This window comes from Actinomadura sp. 9N215, assembly GCF_044326345.1.
Classification (GTDB): Bacteria; Actinomycetota; Actinomycetes; order Streptosporangiales; family Streptosporangiaceae; genus Spirillospora.
In genome coordinates this window covers 166,424-183,896 of the sequence record NZ_JBIRBA010000008.1, presented here as the reverse complement: position 1 = coordinate 183,896, position 17,473 = coordinate 166,424, and the positions used below count along the sequence as shown (strand labels likewise).

At 72.3% G+C, this 17,473-nt stretch carries 15 protein-coding genes; 11 read left to right on the top strand and 4 right to left on the bottom strand.

The annotated features are described in order from the left end of the window. Positions 1-68: 68 nt before the first annotated feature. From ACH34T_RS16120 to ACH34T_RS16100, 5 genes are all read left to right on the top strand, one after another. Complete coding sequence (locus ACH34T_RS16120; protein ID WP_395992920.1) at positions 69-587, top strand: hypothetical protein; 519 nt, start codon at positions 69-71, stop codon at positions 585-587. Positions 588-753: 166 nt separating this feature from the next. Continuing rightward, a complete protein-coding gene (locus tag ACH34T_RS16115) occupies positions 754-957 on the top strand; it encodes a hypothetical protein (protein WP_395992919.1) in 204 nt (67 codons plus the stop codon). Positions 958-2,468: 1,511 nt separating this feature from the next. Next, positions 2,469-3,584, top strand: a complete 1,116-nt coding sequence (ald, locus tag ACH34T_RS16110; RefSeq protein ID WP_395992918.1) for an alanine dehydrogenase — start codon at positions 2,469-2,471, stop codon at positions 3,582-3,584. Positions 3,585-3,624: 40 nt separating this feature from the next. Continuing rightward, positions 3,625-4,242 (top strand): histidine phosphatase family protein, encoded by a 618-nt coding sequence (locus tag ACH34T_RS16105; protein ID WP_395992917.1) that lies wholly within the window; start codon positions 3,625-3,627, stop codon positions 4,240-4,242. An 86-nt stretch (positions 4,243-4,328) separates the two neighbouring features. Beyond that, positions 4,329-4,628, top strand: coding sequence for a metal-sensitive transcriptional regulator (locus ACH34T_RS16100; protein ID WP_395992916.1), 300 nt, complete (start codon positions 4,329-4,331; stop codon positions 4,626-4,628). Positions 4,629-4,780: 152 nt separating this feature from the next. Here ACH34T_RS16100 and ACH34T_RS16095 read toward each other — a convergent pair whose 3' ends face one another. Next, entirely contained in the window at positions 4,781-5,359 is a 579-nt protein-coding gene (locus ACH34T_RS16095) for a MarR family winged helix-turn-helix transcriptional regulator (RefSeq protein ID WP_395992915.1), read from the bottom strand. Between the two features lie 81 nt (positions 5,360-5,440). Here ACH34T_RS16095 and ACH34T_RS16090 point away from each other — a divergent pair, with 81 nt between their 5' ends. After that, positions 5,441-6,976 (top strand): DHA2 family efflux MFS transporter permease subunit, encoded by a 1,536-nt coding sequence (locus ACH34T_RS16090; RefSeq protein WP_395992914.1) that lies wholly within the window; start codon positions 5,441-5,443, stop codon positions 6,974-6,976. Between the two features lie 25 nt (positions 6,977-7,001). On the opposite strand, the gene ACH34T_RS16085 is transcribed toward ACH34T_RS16090, so the two are convergent. The 3 genes from ACH34T_RS16085 to ggt all read right to left on the bottom strand — a co-directional run bounded on the left by ACH34T_RS16085 (position 7,002) and on the right by ggt (position 10,375). After that, positions 7,002-7,886, bottom strand: coding sequence for an oxygenase MpaB family protein (locus tag ACH34T_RS16085; protein WP_395992913.1), 885 nt, complete (start codon positions 7,884-7,886; stop codon positions 7,002-7,004). 129 nt (positions 7,887-8,015) lie between these two features. Beyond that, positions 8,016-8,375, bottom strand: a complete 360-nt coding sequence (gene cutA / locus ACH34T_RS16080) for a divalent-cation tolerance protein CutA (protein ID WP_395992912.1) — start codon at positions 8,373-8,375, stop codon at positions 8,016-8,018. Positions 8,376-8,440: 65 nt separating this feature from the next. Next, positions 8,441-10,375: a gamma-glutamyltransferase gene (gene ggt / locus ACH34T_RS16075; RefSeq protein ID WP_395992911.1), complete on the bottom strand. Its 1,935-nt coding sequence runs from the start codon at positions 10,373-10,375 to the stop codon at positions 8,441-8,443. A gap of 395 nt (positions 10,376-10,770) precedes the next feature. Here ggt and ACH34T_RS16070 point away from each other — a divergent pair, with 395 nt between their 5' ends. The 5 genes from ACH34T_RS16070 (at position 10,771) to ACH34T_RS16050 (ending at position 17,470) form a co-directional block, all read left to right on the top strand. Continuing rightward, positions 10,771-13,029: an amino acid permease gene (locus tag ACH34T_RS16070; RefSeq protein ID WP_395992910.1), complete on the top strand. Its 2,259-nt coding sequence runs from the start codon at positions 10,771-10,773 to the stop codon at positions 13,027-13,029. A gap of 212 nt (positions 13,030-13,241) precedes the next feature. Continuing rightward, positions 13,242-14,075, top strand: a complete 834-nt coding sequence (locus tag ACH34T_RS16065; RefSeq protein ID WP_395992909.1) for an NUDIX domain-containing protein — start codon at positions 13,242-13,244, stop codon at positions 14,073-14,075. Next, entirely contained in the window at positions 14,072-15,118 is a 1,047-nt protein-coding gene (locus ACH34T_RS16060) for a molecular chaperone DnaJ (protein ID WP_395992908.1), read from the top strand. Before ACH34T_RS16065 ends, ACH34T_RS16060 begins: the two co-directional genes overlap by 4 nt. A gap of 12 nt (positions 15,119-15,130) precedes the next feature. Next, positions 15,131-16,102, top strand: a complete 972-nt coding sequence (locus ACH34T_RS16055; protein WP_395992907.1) for a hypothetical protein — start codon at positions 15,131-15,133, stop codon at positions 16,100-16,102. 3 nt (positions 16,103-16,105) lie between these two features. Beyond that, positions 16,106-17,470, top strand: a complete 1,365-nt coding sequence (locus ACH34T_RS16050) for an adenylosuccinate synthetase (protein ID WP_395992906.1) — start codon at positions 16,106-16,108, stop codon at positions 17,468-17,470. The last annotated feature ends 3 nt before the right edge of the window (positions 17,471-17,473 follow it).

Sequence of the window (17,473 nt, the reverse complement as noted above, 5' to 3'; positions counted from 1 at the left end):
AGGTGGTCTTCCGGCACCCCCTCCCCCTACACTTGGCAACCGGGGAGTGAGTAACGGAGAGTTTTGACATGGGTCTTATTCGCGATGAGGATTTTCTGAGCCTCTGGCGCGAGCACGGAAAGGAACTGCCTTGGCGGGGCTACGCTCACCGGCTGAGCGTGCTGGCAGATGACGAGGTGACCGAAAGCTACGTCCGAGTGTGGGTGCAGCGAAATCGCGAGCGCCTTCAGGAGCAGTACGGGGTCGTGGTCGGGGCCCGGCGCGTCCGCGCCGACCGCGAGTTCGAGGCATGGCCTGACCTGCCGCGCCACGAACGCAACCAGAGCCTGTACCGGCTTCTCGAATACCACGCCCGAGTGCGCGCCCTGGGCCTCGACAATCTCGCCGCATCGGTGCGGGAAATGTATGTCACCGCGGTGCGCAACATCCGGGACGACAATCAAATCATCAGGTACGACCCCCATCGCGGGCTCTATCGCGACCTTCGCACACGGGACGAGGCGGCGGCCGATCCGGGCTACGAGCGGATCTCCGAGCCGAAATCCTCCTATGCGGCGCGGCAGCAGGAGAAGGTCATCAGCGACTAGGCGGCGAAAGACTTCTCCGGACGCCTGACAGCTCTTGTAACCTTTGTTCTGACTAACTCCTGGGTGGGGGAGGAACCGCAGGGCCGCAACGGGGTTTGAGAGGGTCGGCTACGTGAGTGATATCAGGTCATTGGTCAGTACTGAGGTAATTGCCGACACAAACCTGGTGGCGCCCAATGGAGGCGCGCTCGTCTTCGTGGCGGACCGGACCCTCATCGCCTACGACCTGCCGGGCGAGACGAGCGAGCGCGACGACGCCTGGCTGGACGAGACGCTCGACTCCTTTGGCGTGACACATCTTCCCCCGCCCTCATACATCCTGGACGGTGAGCTCGCCGGCTGGCGGTGCTGGACGATTCCGCTCGGCTGACGAACCGCGAGGTGCGTTCCGCCGGCCGGGCCGGGACGCCCCGTAGACGTCCCGGCTCGGTCACGACCTTCGTGCGGCGGCCTCAGGCACCGGTACCGGCGGTGGCGAGGGGTGCACTCTCGGTGTCCGGACGGCCGGCTGGTGCAGCAGCCGGATCCGCACCACCCGGTACGGGCTCGGCGCCCCTTCCGGCCACACCCCGTGGACCGTCAGGATGCAGGCGCCACACTGTGAGCACACCCGCAGGGGCGCCTGCGGCGACCGGTCCGACAGGCGGCCGAGGATCACCTCCAGGGTCGGGATCTGCGAGCACCGCGGCTGCGGCCCCTGGCATCGGTCGGTCTGCTCCACGACGGCCTCCTCCCTGCCGGCCTCCCCTATGCCGCCCGCGCCTCCCGCGGACGATGACGCCGCGGCCGCCGTCTCCGCGGGCGTCGACGCCGCGGCCGACGATGCGGCGGGTGACGACGCCGCGGCCGGTGAGGCGGCGCACCACCGCCCGGTGGGCGGTGACCGTGGTCTCGCAGCGGCGGAGCGGGCTGCCGCAGCCGCATCCGCACGTCCGGCGGCGGACGAGCCGCCATTGTTCGCGCATCAGCACGATCAGGCACATCAGCAGCCCGGCGACCAGCATGGGCAGCACCGAACCGAGCGTGTCGTGCCATCGCTCAAAGGCGGAAAACATGAAATGATCTTCCATGGCTCCTCTCCTCGACAGAGGATCGACAGGGACCCCGCCGTTGCGGCGGCGGGGTCTCAGTGTTGCATGGGCTAAAAGCCTCGTCCATCACGACTTGATTACGAATTAGCCCATGTAACAATCGCTCACTTTCTGGAGCGATCCATTTCCAAATGGACCGACCTCGGGCGCACAAAACGCGACCGAGTGACCCCGGAAGCAGAGCGGGGGAGCCTGTTTACTCAGACTCCCCCGCCACTCGTGGCCCCCGTCCCCGCCCACAACCCCCCAGTTACGTGAGCGGGGACGGGTAGCACCCTTTCCCCCGAGTGGTGCTTAGCCCATGAAACACCATCGGTGGCCGCACTGTCCAGCCAGCAGCGCAACGCGTCCAATTTGAGCAATAAATCCCGAGCGCACGGTGCCTGGACGCGGACAAACTCCGAGATGGACGCCCCGAGAGCGGGCAGCGCCGCAGCATTGGCTTGCGAGAATGCCTTAGCCCTTGTAACTTGTTTCTCGTCCGGCCCGGCCGGGATCAACCACAGATGATCTCGACGTAGCGCCAAGGCACGGGCCGGGCACCTTCACCGGCACTCACTCCCCAGTGGCCGCCGGTGGACGGCCAAGAGGCCCTCACCGTCCAGGTGGGGGCCTCTTACTTCGCACCCGAGGGCCTTCCGGGCCGCACCGGCCACCGCCGTCACCAGGAGCGATTTACACCCTGTCATGGAATAGGTCGATGCCTTTCCACCGTGTGCATGGCCGGAGGGTGGCTCCGCACAGCACTCTGGAGGCGTACACCCTGGTCAGCGTTGACGGAGGAGCTCCCGTGAAGATCGGCGTCCCGCGCGAGGTCAAGAACCACGAGTACCGCGTGGCCATCACCCCCGCGGGGGTCCACGAGCTGTCCCGGCACGGCCACGAGGTGTCCGTCGAGCGGGGCGCCGGGCTCGGCTCGGCCATCCCCGACGACGACTACGTCGCCGCGGGCGCCAAGGTCCTGGAGGGCCCGGACGAGGTGTGGGCCGAGGGCGACCTGATCCTCAAGGTCAAGGAGCCGATCGAGCCCGAGTACCACCGGATGCGCGACGGCCAGGTCCTGTTCACGTACCTGCACCTGGCTGCGTCGCGCGCGTGCACGGACGCGCTGCTGTCCGCGGGCGTCACGGCGATCGCGTACGAGACCGTCCAGCTGCCCGACCGCTCGCTGCCGCTGCTGGCGCCCATGTCGGAGGTCGCCGGGCGCCTCGCCCCGCAGGTCGGCGCGTACCACCTGATGGCGTCCAACGGCGGCCGCGGCGTCCTGCCGGGCGGCGTGCCCGGCGTGGCCCCGGCCAGGGTCGTGGTGATCGGCGGCGGCGTGTCCGGCCTCAACGCGGCGCAGATCGCCGTCGGCATGGGCGCGGACGTGACCGTCCTGGACGTCAACGTCGACCGTCTCCGCCACATCGACGCCATCTACCAGGGCCGCCTCCGCACCCTCGTGTCCAGCGTGTACACCGTCGAGCAGGAGGCCCGCGCGGCCGACCTCGTGATCGGCGCGGTGCTGATCCCCGGCGCCAAGGCCCCGAAGCTGATCTCCAACGAGCTGGTGGCGAGCATGAAGTCCGGCTCCGTCCTCGTCGACATCGCCATCGACCAGGGCGGCTGCTTCGAGGACTCGCGTCCCACCACCCACGCCGACCCGACTTACCGGGTGCACGACTCGACGTTCTACTGCGTCGCCAACATGCCGGGGGCCGTCCCGAACACGTCCACGTACGCGCTGACCGGCGTCACGCTCCCGTACGCCCTCCAGCTCGCCGAGAAGGGCTGGCGGCGGGCCCTGCAGTCCAACGCCGCCCTCGCCCGCGGCCTCAACACCCACGCCGGCGCCCTCGTCTACGACCACGTCGCCGAGGCCCACAACCTCCCCTACACCCCGCCGGCCTCGATCCTGGACTGAACCGTGGGCATCGTCCCCGCCGCCGGGTAGACACTCCCCCATGGGTGAACTGATCTTGGTGCGGCACGGGGAGACGGAGTGGAGCCGGGCGCACAGGCACACCGGGCGGACGGATCTGCCGCTGACCGCGCGAGGCGAGGAGCAGGCCCGGGTGCTGCGCGGGGCGCTCGCCGACCGGCGGATCGTCCGGACGTTGGCCAGCCCGGCCGCGCGGGCGCGCCGAACCGCGGAGCTGGCCGGCCTGGACCCGGACGACCTGGACCCCGACCTGTGGGAGTGGGACTACGGCGGCTACGAGGGGATCACCTCGGCCGCGATCCGGAAGGACCGGCCCGGCTGGTTCCTGTGGGACGACGGCGTGATCCCCGGCGACGCCGCGCATCCGGGCGAGACCGTCGAGCAGGTCGGGAAGCGGGCGGACGCGGTGCTGGCGCGCCTGCGACCGCTTCTGGCCGACGCCGACACCGCGGGCGCCGCCGATGGCGGTGATGTCGCGCTGGTCGCGCACGGGCACGTCCTGCGGGTGCTGACGGCACGCTGGCTCGATCTGGTGCCGGCGCGCGGACGGTCGTTCGCGCTGGAGACCGGGACGGTGTCGGCGCTGGGCACCGAGCACGGCCGTCCGGTGATCAGCGCGTGGAACGTGCCGCCGCCGTAACCCGCGCCAGCGCATAAAGTACCCATAGGGGGACGTCCCCCGAGGGGTATCCGGGCGTGCGCCCCCGGAGGATTGCGAGGACGGAGATGGCGACCAGCGAGACCCCCACCCGCGGGTACACGGCCACCAAGGACCAGCTGCAGACCCGGCTGGCCAGGATCGAGGGCCAGGTGCGCGGCATCGACCGGATGGTCGAGGAGGACCGCTACTGCATCGACGTCCTCACGCAGATCAGCGCCGTCCAGGCCGCGCTGGACAAGGTGGCGCTCGGCCTGCTGGACGGGCACGTCCGGCACTGCGTGGCCGAGGGCGCCGAGGAGGGCAAGGGCGACGCGATGTCGACCGAGCTGATGGCCGCCGTGGGCCGCCTCATGCGCCGCGGCTGACCGGCCACCCGCCACGGCGGACGGGTGCGGCGCGACGGCTGACAAGCCACCCGCCACGGCGGCACATCGTGAGCCAAGGCGGACGGGTCACGAGCCACAGCGGCGGGTCACGAGCCACGCCGGGCGGGGCGTGAGGCGCGGGTGAGGGTGGGTCATCCGCCGGGTTCTGGATCGGCCGGGAAGGGCTGGCCGTCGGGGGGCGGGTCTGCCGCGCTGGCCGGTCCGCCGGAGGCGGCGTCGTGCGTTCCGGCGCGCTCCACGTTCTCGACGAGGATGCGCCAGCCGTGCAGGAAATGCTCGCGCACGACCGGATCGAGCGCCTCCAGGGTCGTCCGCAGGGGGCGGAGCCGGCGCCAGGTGAACCGCTCGATGACGGCGCGGTGCGCGTCCCCGAGGCTGACGATCATGCGCCGGCGGTCCCGCTCGTCCGGGCGGCGCTCGACGAACCCGCCGCGTTGGAGCTCTCCGACGAGCTGGCTGACCGTCGCGGGGTTGAGCGCCATGTGCCGGGCGAGGACGCCCACGGGCGACGGGCCGTGCAGGACGAGGCTCATCAGCACGGGAACGTGCCGGGGGCCGAGCCCGGCGCCCTGAACGCGGACGAGGAGCTCGTGCGCGTCCTTGTGCCCGCCCGGCCCCTTCATGCCGCGGATCATCCGCACCATGAGCTGGACGATCGTCTCCAGATCGGCGTCGACCGACGCGTCGGCGGTGCCTGAATCCCCGGACATACCTTGAATCTCAACATATTTCGTGGTGCACTGCCAACACATTGAAGTTCAAGACGTTTCACGCTCCAAGGGGGCCGACTCATGGCCGAAAGCCCACCGGCGAAGGCGGCGCCGCCCGGCGACGCCACGCGTAACGAGCGGCTCGACCGGCAGACCCTCCTGCTCGGCCTGGTGATCGTGTCGGGCGCCGTGATGGCGATCCTGGACACCACGATCGTCAACGTCGCGCTGGAGACGCTCGGGCGGGACTTCGACACCGGACTGTCGACCATCCAGTGGGTCGTCACCGGATACCTGCTGGCCATGGGCACCGTCATCCCGCTCACCGGCTGGGCCGTCGACCGGTTCGGCGGGCGGCGCGTGTGGATGACGTCGATCACGCTGTTCGTCATCGGGTCGGCTCTGTCCGGCGCGGCCTGGAACATCGAGTCCCTGATCTTCTTCCGGGTGCTGCAGGGGCTCGGCGGCGGCATGCTCATGCCGACCGGCATGGCGATCATGACGATGGCGGCCGGTGCGCACCGGATGGGCCGGGTCATGAGCATCATCGGCGTGCCGATGCTGCTCGGGCCCGTCCTCGGCCCGGTGCTCGGCGGCTGGCTGGTCGAGGACGTCGACTGGCGCTGGATCTTCTTCGTGAACCTGCCGGTCGGCGCGCTCGCCCTGGCGCTGGCCTGGTGGAAGGTGCCGGGCGGCCGGGAGGAGCACGGCCCGTCGGCGCTGGACTGGCGCGGGCTGGTCCTGCTGCCGCCCGGGTTCGTGCTGCTGATCTACGGCCTGTCGACGGCGTCCAGCAACGGCGGCTTCGGCGACCCGGCGACGATCGCGTGGCTGGCGGGCGGCGTCGTCCTGGTGGGCCTGTTCGTGCTGCACAGCCTGCGGCGCAGGGAGCGCTCCCTGATCGACGTGCGGCTGTTCGCCGACCGGACGTTCGCGGTCGCGGCCGTCGCCGTGCTCTTCATCGGCGTGGCGCTGATGGCCTCGATGCTGCTGATCCCGCTGTACTACCAGACGGTGCGCGGCGAGGGCGCGTTCGCGGCGGGCCTGCTGCTGGCCCCGCAGGGCCTCGGCGCCGCGACCGCGATGCCGATCGGCGGCGTGATCAGCGACAGGTTCGGGGCGGGACGGATCGTCCCGTTCGGGATCGTGCTGCTGGTGATCGGCACGGTCCCGTTCGCGCTCGTGGGTTCCGACACGTCCTACTGGCTGCTCGGCGCCACGCTCTACCTGCGGGGTCTCGGGCTCGGCTGCACCATGATGCCGACGATGTCGTCGGCGCTGACGACGCTGCGCCGGGCGGCGGTCTCGCGGGCCAGCAGCACGCTGAACATCCTGATGCAGTTCGGCGGCGCGTTCGGCACGGCGCTGCTGGCCGTCATCCTGTCCCACCAGATCGAGGACCGGATCCCGCGGGCGCCCGGCGGCGGCGGCGTGGGCGGCATGGGCCAGGTCCCCGACCAGGTCCGCGAGCGGATCGCGCCGCAGCTCGCGGACGCGTTCGGGTACACGTTCTGGGTCGCGCTCGCCCTCACCGCCGTGATGATCGTCCCGGCGCTGCTGCTGCCCCGGCACGGCGCGCGCGAGAACGCCGACCCGGACGCGCCGCCGATGATGTGACGCGGTCGCGTCCCCCGGCGGCGGCTCAGGACGCGATGGACCAGTCGGCCAGGGCGGCCTCGTGCTCGCGCGTGAGGCGCCTGGCCCGCCGGGCGTCCGGGGTGTAGCGGTACCGCTCGGGGACGACGCGCGTCGTGCGGTACAGGCCCTTGAGCGTCAGCGTGGCGGCCAGGTCGGACGTCGGCAGGCCCGGCAGCCCGTACATGCGGCGGGCCCAGCGCGGCAGCGTCGCGACGACCAGGGCCCCGATGCCGGGCGCGGCGAGCTTCAGCGGCAGCAGCTGCCGCGGGACGGCCGGGCTGAACATGCGGCGCAGCCCGTCGCGGGCCTCCCTGCACGCCCAGATCCGGCGCCGCATGTCCGCGTAGTAGTCCTTCATCTCCGCGACCGTGGCGGGGACGTCCGCCGGGTCGAGGCCGACGACGGCGGCGGCGCGGCGCTGCTCGTCGACGAACGCGTCGGCGTCCGCGGCGGTCAGCGGCACCCCGGCGCGGCGGGCCACGTCCAGGTACGAGTCGATCTCGCCCAGATGGACCCAGAGGAGGTTCTCGGGGTCGTCCACCCGGAACGTCTCGCCGGTGCGCAGGTCGAGCCCGGTCAGCTTGGAGTGCAGTTTGCGGACCCGGCGGCCCACCCGCTCGACCTCGTCCTCCGCCCCGTAGGTGCGGACGCGGACGAACTCGACCGTCCGGCCGAGCCGCGCCCAGGCGGCGGACGGGTTCATGAGCTCGGAGTTCTGCGCGGTGCCCCACATCGTCCTCGGGTGCAGGGCCTGCAGGAGCAGCGCCCTGATCCCGCCGACCATCAGGACGGGCTCGCCCATGACGCGCCAGGTCACCGAGCCGGGCCCGAACAACCCGTGGTCCTCGCCTTCTGCGCCCGCCTCGCGCGGGCCCGGCACGTCGTGCACGTCGACCGCCTTCCGTCGCCGCGGCCGGTCGGCGACGTCGCACGCCGACCGAAGTAACCGAAGACTTACCCCATCACGGCGCGCGCCACACGATCAATCGTTCTCATCGCCGGGCCGCAGGCGGGCGCGTCAGTCGGTCTCGTCCTCCACGGCCTCGTCCCGCTCGCCCGCCTCCGTCTGCTCGGTGATCCAGGCGAGGTAGTCCATGCTGCCGGCGACGACCGGGGTCGCGATGATCTCCGGGGAGTCGTAGGAGTGCACCTCGGTGATCAGCGAGGCCAGCTCCTCGAACCGGTCGGCGGACGTCTTGAACAGCACCATCCACTCCTCCGCCGACTCGATCTCGTCCTCCCACCAGTAGGTGCTGGCGATCGGGCCGAGGAGCTGCGCGCACGCCGCGAGCCGCTCGGCGACCGCGGACTTGGCCAGCTCGGCCGCCTCGGCGCGGGAGTCGGTCGTGGTCGTCACCTGCACGTAAGCGTGGGCCATGGCACGACTCCTTCCCCCTTCGCCGTCCGGACACGCACGGCCGGGCACGCGCGGGCGGGGCGCCGCTACCGCTGCGGCTGGACGACCATCGCGCTGCCGCCGCCGCGCCGCACCGGCTCCGCGACCGCCTGCACGAGCCCAGGCCGCAGGATCTCCAGCCCCGTGGCGGCCCCGATCACGCCGAACGGCGGGCCGGGGAACACCTCGAGCCGGTGCCCGCGCGCGGCCAGGTCGCGCCCGTACCAGTCGATGAAGGGCTGCTCGGCGAAGACCTGCGGGGTGTTGCGCTGCGTCGCGCGCGGGGCGCTGAGCGCGGTGGGCAGGTCCATGCCGAGGTCGACGCGGTTCATCAGGATCTGCAGGACGGTCGTGATGATGGTCGATCCGCCGGGCGTGCCGAGGGCCAGCTGCGGCTGCCCGTCCTTGAGGACGAGCGTCGGCGCCATGCTGCTGCGCGGCCGCTTGTGCGGGCCCGGCACGTTCGGGTCGGACGCGCCGCCGGGCGGGGGCGGCTGGAGTGAGAAGTCGGTCAGCTGGTTGTTGAGCAGGAACCCGCGCCCGGGGACGGTGATGCCGCTGCCGCCGAACTGCTCGATCGAGAGCGTGTAGGCGACGACGTTGCCCCACTTGTCGGCCGTGACGAGGTGGGTGGTCTGCGGGCCCTCGAACGCCAGCGCCCGGGTCTGCGTCCCCGGCGGGACGCACGGCTCGTAGGCGCCGTCGGGCGAGCCGGGCGCGACGGGCGCGGCGGCGGCCTCGTCCGGCTTGATCAGGCAGGCGCGCTCGCGGGCGAACCCGGACGACAGCAGTTCGTCCAGCGGGACGTCCACCTTGCCGGGGTCGCCCAGGTAGCGGCCGCGGTCGGCGTAGGCGAGCTTGGACGCCTCCAGGTAGTAGTGCAGGGCCGTCGCCGGGTCGCGCCGGTCGAGCCGGAAGTTGCTGAGGATGCTGAGCGCCTCGCCGACCGTCGATCCGCCGGACGACGACGGGGGCATGCCGTACACGTCCGTCCCCCGGTAGGCGACGTGGGTGGGCTTGCGCGCCAGCGCCCGGTAGGCGGCCAGGTCGCGCGGCTCCATCAGGCCGGGACGGACGACGCGCGTGGCGGCGTGGTCCACGGGCGGTTTGGCGACCGTCCGCGCGACCTCCTTGCCGAGCCGTCCGCGGTAGAACCGGTCGGCGCCGTGTTTCGCCAGCTCACGGTAGGTGTCGGCGAGGTCGGGGTTGCGGAACGTCGAGCCGATCTCGGGGAGCTTTCCGTCCGGCAGGAACAGCTCGCGGGTCGGCACGATGTCGCGGAAGCGGGCCTCGTTCACCGCGGTCTGGTCGCGGAACTCCTGGTCGACGACGAACCCGCGGTCGGCGAGTTTGATGGCGGGGCGCAGCAGGTCGCCCAGGTCGCGGCTGCCGAAGCGGCGCAGCGCGAGGTCCCACTGGGCGGGGGTGCCGGGCACGCCGACGCCGAGCCCGCTGGTGACGGCCTGGTCGAACGGGATCGCCTTGCCGGTGGCGGGGTCGACGAACGAGTCCGCCTTCATCCGCCTCGGCGCGAACTCGCGGCCGTCGATCGCGTGGACGCGGCGGGTCTTCGCGTCGTAGTAGGTCATGTAGCCGCCGCCGCCGATCGCCGCCACGTACGGCTCGGTGACGCCGAGCGCCGCCCCGGCCGCGACGGCCGCGTCCATGGCGTTGCCGCCGTGCCTGAGGACCTCCAGGGCGGCCTGGCTGGCGTCCGGGTCGACCGTCGAGACCGCGCCGCCGGAGCCGATCGCGACGGGCTGTTTCGGCGGCGGTTTCGGCTGCGCGGGGCCGGGGAGGGGCGCGGCGATCCGGGCGACGGTGCGCGCGGCCGCGGGGAGGGCGCCGGGGACGATCAGGGACGTGGCGGCGGCGACCGCGATCACGGCGAGGGCCGTGCGGCGCGGCGCCCGCGAGCCGGCCGGGGCCGTCATGATGGCCGGTGCCGTCGGCGCCTTCGAGGACGATGGGGAGCGGAACATCGGGCCTCCAGATGAACGCGGCGCCCCTACGGTGCCACCGATCTTCGCCCGATGCCACCGTCCGCACCGGCCGGCCCCGGACGCGGTCCCGGCGGCCGGGCCCCGAGCCGGCGGACAAAGATCGTAAAGCGCTTTCCCCCGGGCGAAATCGGCGATATTCCGCCGATCCGATCCACCGAAACTCATTCGGGTGTTAGCCCAGGGTGAGGGGGGCACTGCGCCACGTTGCCGACCTGCCGGTTTGGCAGGATCCGACAACACCGGCATGACGTGAATCACCCGGAAAACGTTGCGATTATGCTCATACCTGGTGAATTCTTAGGGACTTCGACAAGCCGTCATCTCGCGAACAGCGGCGCGGGTTCAGGCCTGGGGGGACACCTATGACCTGGGACATGCGCATGCGCAACAACATGTTCCGGCGCCTGCCGGTCGAGCAGGCGACCGGACGGCTCTATGGAGGCCGGCACCGGCTCCGCGTGGTCTACCGGACCCGCGACCTCGTCGTGCTCGGCCTCGGCGTGATGATCGGCTCCGGCATCTTCAAGATCGCCGGAGAGCAGGCCACCTCGACCGCGGGTCCCGGCGTGCTCGTGTCGTTCCTCATCGCCGGCGGCGTCTGCCTGCTGGTCGCGCTCGCCCTCGCCGAGCTGTCCTCGATCATTCCGGTGGCGGGCAGCGCCTACTCGTTCGCCTATGTCGCGTTCGGCGAGGTCTGGGCGTGGATCGTCGGCTGGGCGCTGGTGATGGAGCTGCTGCTGGCGTGCGCGGTGCTGGCCCGGGTCTGGTCGCTGTACGCGACCCAGGCGCTGGCCGACTTCGACGTGCCGGTCCCCGCGTGGCTCGCCGACCTGATCGGCCAGGAGAAGGGCCCGGACCTGTTCGCGCTCGGCATCCTGGTGCTGGTCATCTTCATGCTGGCCACCGGCAGCCGGTTGAGCCTGAAGACCCTCTGGTTCATGGTCATGGCCAAGGTCATCGTGATCGGGCTGGTCATCGCCACCGGCCTGAAGTTCTTCAGCCCCGGCAACCTCACCCCGTTCGTGCCGCCGTCCCAGCCCGCGCCCGAGGGCGACCAGTCGATGCTGGACGCCATGCTCGGCGCCCTCGGCGGCGGGACGCCCGAGGTCTTCGGCGTCTGGGGCCTGTTCGCCGCCGCGCCCGCCATCGCGTTCGCCTACATCGGCTTCGACCTGATCGCGACGTCCGCCGAGGAGACCGACGACGCGCCCCGCAAGGTCCCGCGCGGCATCATCACCGCCCTGATCACCGCCGTCGTGCTGTACGCGGCCGTGGCGGTCGCGCTCGTCGGCATGGTCGGCATGGACGGCTTCGCCAAGCTCAACCCCGACAAGCTGCTCATCGCCGCGGCGTTCGACTCGGTCGGCGCGGGCGCGATGGGCAAGCTCGTCGACGTCGGCGTGGTGCTCGCGCTGACCACCGTCATCCTGGTGCTGCTGATCAGCCTCACCCGCGTGGTGTTCTCGATGTCGCGGGACGGGCTCCTCCCGCGCCCGCTCGCGCACATGAGCCGCCGCTACAAGGTGCCGTCCCGCGCGACGCTGCTGTCGGGCGCCGCCGCGGTGGTGATCTCCCAGGTGCTCGACGTGCTCACGCTCGAACCGCTCGTCGTGATCGGGACGCTGTTCGCGTTCCTGTTCGTCTCGGCGGCGGTGCTCGCGCTGCGCCACACCCGGCCCGACCTGCACCGCCCGTTCCGCGTGCCGCTCGCCCCGGTCACCACCGTGGTGACGATCGTCGCGGTCGGCTGGCTGATGCTGAACCTGAAGGTCGAGACGTGGGCCTACTTCGGGATCTGGATGGTCGTCGGAGTGCTGCTGTACCTGGTGTACGGGCGCCGCAAGAGCCAGATGAAGCTCCTGCTGGACGAGCCGCCGCCCGCGCGCCCGCTCGCCGCCCAGTTGGCCGCGCCGGCGCCCGGCGTCCCCGTCCTGCCCGCCCCGCCCCCTCCGGGCGCCGGGCAGACCGCCGCGTACCCGCCCGGTGGCCGGGAGGCCGCGCCGAGCGGCGAGTACCCGGGGCAGTACGGTCCCGGCGGGTGGCCGGGCGAGCCGCGTCCGGGCTCGGCGGAGAGCCCGTACCCGACCGGGCGGTACTCGACGGGACGGCACGCGTCCGGCCAGTTCTCCGGCGACTCCGATCCCCGGGAGACGCCGCCTCCGTACCAGCCGGGGTCCGGGGCGTCCGGCGGCTACGACATCCGCGACACGTCGACGGACCTGTTCGGCGGCGAACCGTACGCCGTCGACCCGGGCGGTCCGAACCAGGGCGGTCCGAACCCGTACGCCTCCGGCGCCTACCCGTCCGGGCCGTACGACTCCGGGCCCCACTCGTCGAGGCAGCCGGGGCCGTCAGGGTCGCCGGGGGCGTCGGGTCAGTACGACTCCGGTTCCCCGTACGACTCCGGACGCTACGGCTCCGGACGGCCCGAGCCAGGCCCGTACGACTCGGGGCCCTACGACTCCGGGCCCTACGACCAGGGGCCGTATGACCCGGGGCGGTCCGACTCGGGGCCCTATCCGTCCGGGCCGTACAGCTCCGGCCCCTACCGGTCGGACCCCCGCGAGGGCGGGCGGCCGCGCGACGGGGAGCACGAGGAGCCGCCGTCCCAGGGCGGCCGGCACCGCCGCTGAGGCGGTATTCCTGAGGCGGGTTCCCGAGAAATCTGTTTTGTGAAGTTCCGCCGAACCTAGCGGGCGTCGCCCCCACGGGGAGCGGCGCCCGCGTCTCGTCTCCCTGAGGCGCGCACTGGACACGGAGGGCCCGTCTGGTCTACGTTGTACTCATCTTGAGATGAACTCAGTATGAGACTTACTCAGTTCGAGATCGACAGGGAGGGCGCAGGATGGCCGCGGACCCGGGGCGCGACGAGAGCGAGTTCCTCGCGAACTACGACCCGCGCGACTACGACCCGGTCTCGGTGACGGTGGACGTCGTCGCCGTCACCATTCGCGACGGGGCCCTGCACGTGCTGCTGGTGCGGCGCGGGGGCGCCCCGTACGAGGGGATGTGGGCGCTGCCCGGCGGGTTCGTCCAGGCGGGCGGCCCGCTCCAGGGCACCGAGGCCGAGGACCTGCCGGACGCCGCCGTCCGCGAGCTCGCCGAGGAGACCGGGCTCAGCGCCAAGGGCGGCGCGCTCGGACGCGTGCACCTGGAGCAGCTCGGCACGTACGGCTCGCCCGGCCGCGACCCGCGCATGCGCGTCATCTCCGTCGCCTACCTGGCGTTCGCGCCGGAGCTGCCCGACCCGGAGGCGGGCGGCGACGCGGCCGACGCGGCGTGGGTGCCGGTGGACGCGCTCGGCCTCACCGAGTCCGGGGACCAGCGTCCCGGGACGACCCGGCGGCTGGCGTTCGACCACGCGCGGATCCTGTCGGACGGCCTGGAGCGGGCGCGCGGAAAGCTGGAGTACACCCCGCTCGCGACGGCGTTCTGCGGCGGCGAGTTCACGATCCCGGAGCTGCGCTCGGTCTACGAGGCGGTGTGGGGCGAGGAACTGCACGCCGGCAACTTCCACCGGAAGGTCCTGTCGGTGCCCGGGTTCGTGGAGAGCACCGGCGAGACGTCCGACCGGGGCGGCCGGCGCGGCGGCCCGAAGCCGCGCCTCTACCGGGCCGGGGACGCCCGGCTGCTGCATCCGGCCCTGCTGCGGCCGTCGCGAGAGGAGGAGATCAGATGAAGCACCGAGAACTGGACGACGCGCTGGCGCGGCTCGACCGGGTGCGCGTGCCCGCCGATCTGTTCGGGGACGACGAGGCCGAGGCGGCGCGGCGGTACCGGCGGCTGGTGCGGCTCGTCCACCCGGACGCGACCGGCGGCCGCACCCGCGACGCCTTCATCAGGCTTAACGCGCTGTGGCGCAGCTACACCCGCGACGACGCGACCCTGATCACGACGCGCCGCCACGCGTACCGGCTCGCCGGTGCCGGGGGCGACGGCGACCCGATCGGCGGCGACCTGGCCGAGCTGTACGCGGCGCGCCCGGAGTCCGGCGGGCGCGACGTGCTGCTGAAGATGCCGCGCGATCCCCGCGACAGCGACCTGCTCGAACGCGAGGCCGTCGCGCTCCGGCAGCTCCCGAAGGACGGCGACGGCAAGTTCCTGCCGTACGTGCCGCGCCTGATCGAGACGTTCCGCCACAAGGACGCGTCGACGGGCACGCAGCGCCAGGTCAACGCGATCGCCGCGCTGGACGGCTTCCACCCCCTGACCGAGGTCCGGAAGGCGTACCCGGACGGCGTCGACCCGCGCGACGCGGCCTGGATGTGGCGGCGGCTGCTGGTCGGCCTCGGGTTCGCGCACCGCGCGGGCGTGCTGCACGGCGCCGTCCTGCCCGACCACGTGATGATCCATCCGGAGAAGCACGGCCTGGTCCTGGTCGACTGGTGCTACTCCGTGCCGGGCTGCTTCGCGCACGCCGACCCGTCGGGGCGCGTGCCAGCGTTGGTCGACCGGTACGCCGGCTGGTACCCGCCCGAGGTGCCGGGACGGCAGCGGGCGAGCGCCGCCACCGACCTCTACATGGCCACCCGGTGCATGACCGACCTGATGGGCGACAAGGCCCCGAGGGCGATGCGCTCGTTCGCCCGCGGCTGCCTGCTGCCGGCGCAGAACCGGCGCCCCTCCGACGCCTGGCGCCTGCTTGCCGAACTCGACGAGCTGCTGGAGCGGCTCTACGGCAGGCGGCGCTTCCGCCCCTTCCACCTGCCCTCCGTCCACTGAAGGAGATCCGTCATGGGAAGCGGAAACTGGTCCACCGACGTCTACGCCGCACGCGCGAGCTACCGCGCGTCCACCGGCGCCAGCGCGTTCGCCTACTCCGACGGCGGCGCCACCACCGTCCACCCCGATCTCGACCCGCGCGGCGTGACCGTCCGGGAGAGCCGGGACTCCGACGACCACCCCGAGTCGCTCGCGATCGGCGTCCTGTTCGACGTGACCGGCTCGATGGGCACCGTGCCGCGGACCCTGCAGGCCAAGCTCCCCGACCTGCTCGGGCTGCTGCTGCGCAAGGGGTACGTCGCGGACCCGCACATCCTGTTCGGCGCGGTCGGCGACGCGACCTGCGACCGGGCGCCGCTCCAGATCGGCCAGTTCGAGGCCGACAACCGGATGGACGACGACCTCGGCAAGATCCTCCTCGAAGGCGGGGGCGGCGGCCAGATGCGCGAGTCGTACGAGCTGGCCATGTACTTCATGGCCCGGCACACCGCGATCGACTGCTTCGAGAAGCGCGGCAGGCGCGGCTACCTGTTCATGATCGGCGACGAGCTGGCCTACCCGAAGGTCAAGAAGCGCGAGGTCGCGGGCGTGATCGGCGACGAGCTCGGCGAGGACGTCCCGGTCGCCGAGATCGTCCGGGAGCTGCGGCGGATGTACGACGTGTACTTCATCATCCCCGAGGGCGCCTACCACGCCGGAAGCCGCGAGCTGAAGGACTTCTGGCGGGACCTGCTCGGCCAGAACGTCCTCTACCTGGACGATCTCGACGCGGTCTGCGAAACGATCGCGCTGACCGTCGGGCTCGGCGAGGACGCCATCGACCTCGACGAGGGCCTGGAGCACCTGGAGGAGGCCGGTTCGGACGCGGCCGCTTCGGTGTCGCGCGCCCTCGCGCGGCTGGACGCGTCCCGCGCGCCGGTGGCCGTGTCGTCCGCGCCGCCCGGGCTGGGCGGCTCCGGCACGTCCGGGACGACCCGCCTCTAGCCCATGGGACACGTGATCGTCGTCGACCTCGGCTTCGGGGACGCGGGCAAGGGCACGGTCGTCGACCACCTCTGCTCCGTTCCGGCCGGCACGGGTCGCCCCGTGGCCGCGGTCGTCCGCTTCAACGGCGGCGCGCAGGCGGCGCACAACGTCGTCACGGCGGACGGACGCCACCACACGTTCGCCCAGTTCGGGTCGGGGACGTTCACGCCGGGCGTCCGGACGCACCTGTCGCGTTTCATGCTGGTCGACCCGCTGGCCCTCGCCGCCGAGGCCGACCATCTCCGGGCGCTCGGCGTCGCCGACGCGCTCGACCGGCTGACCGTCGACCGGGACGCGCTGCTGACGACTCCGTACCACCGAGCCGCGAACCGCGCGCGGGAGTCGGCGCGCGGCGCGGCCCGGCACGGGTCGTGCGGCATGGGCATCGGTGAGACGGTCTCGTACTCCCTCGCGAACCCGTCCGCGCCGCGCGTCGGCGACTGCTTGGCACCGGCCCGGCTGCGGCGGCGGCTGTCGGAACTGCGCGACTGGTACCGCGACACGTTCCCGTCCGGCGAGGACGTCCCGGACGCCGACGCCTGCGCCGGCGCCTTCACCGCGTTCGCCGACCGGGTCGAGATCGTCGGCGCGGGCCATCTGCGCGCCCTGCTCAGCTCCGGGGACGTGGTCTTCGAGGGGGCCCAGGGCGTCCTGCTGGACGAGTGGCACGGCTTCCACCCGTACACGACCTGGTCGACGACCACGTTCGCCAACGCGGAGACGCTGCTGGCGGAGGCGGGCGAGCCGGGCGGGTCCGCGACGAGGCTCGGGGTGCTGCGCGCGTACATGACCCGCCACGGCCCGGGCCCGTTCGTCACCGAGGACCCGGCGCTCACCGCGGACCTGCCCGACCCGCACAACGCCGCTGGTCGCTGGCAGGGCGCGTTCCGCGTCGGCCATCTCGACGCCGTCGCGCTCCGCTACGCGCTGGACGTGACGGGCGGCGTGGACGGCCTGGCGGTCACGCACCTGGACGTCGCAGGGGCACGTCCAGACCTGCGCGTCTGCCTTTCCTACGAGCTGGACAGGGCCTACGAGATCGACAGCCCTGTAACGACCGACAGGGCCGACGGCCACGACGGCGGACGGGTCGGGCGCCTGGAGACCGGCCCGCCCGACCTGGACCGCCAGGCCGCCCTCACCCGCCGCCTCCTCACCGCGCGGCCCGTCTACGCGCCGCTCGGCCGCGCGGAGGAGACGATCGAGGACGTCCTCGGAGCGCCGGTCGTCCTCCGCTCGTACGGCCCCGCCGCCGGGGACAAGCGGCCTGGCCACCTTCGGACGCCCATTGACGCCGCCCGCCGCGAAACACCAAGATCACGCTGAACG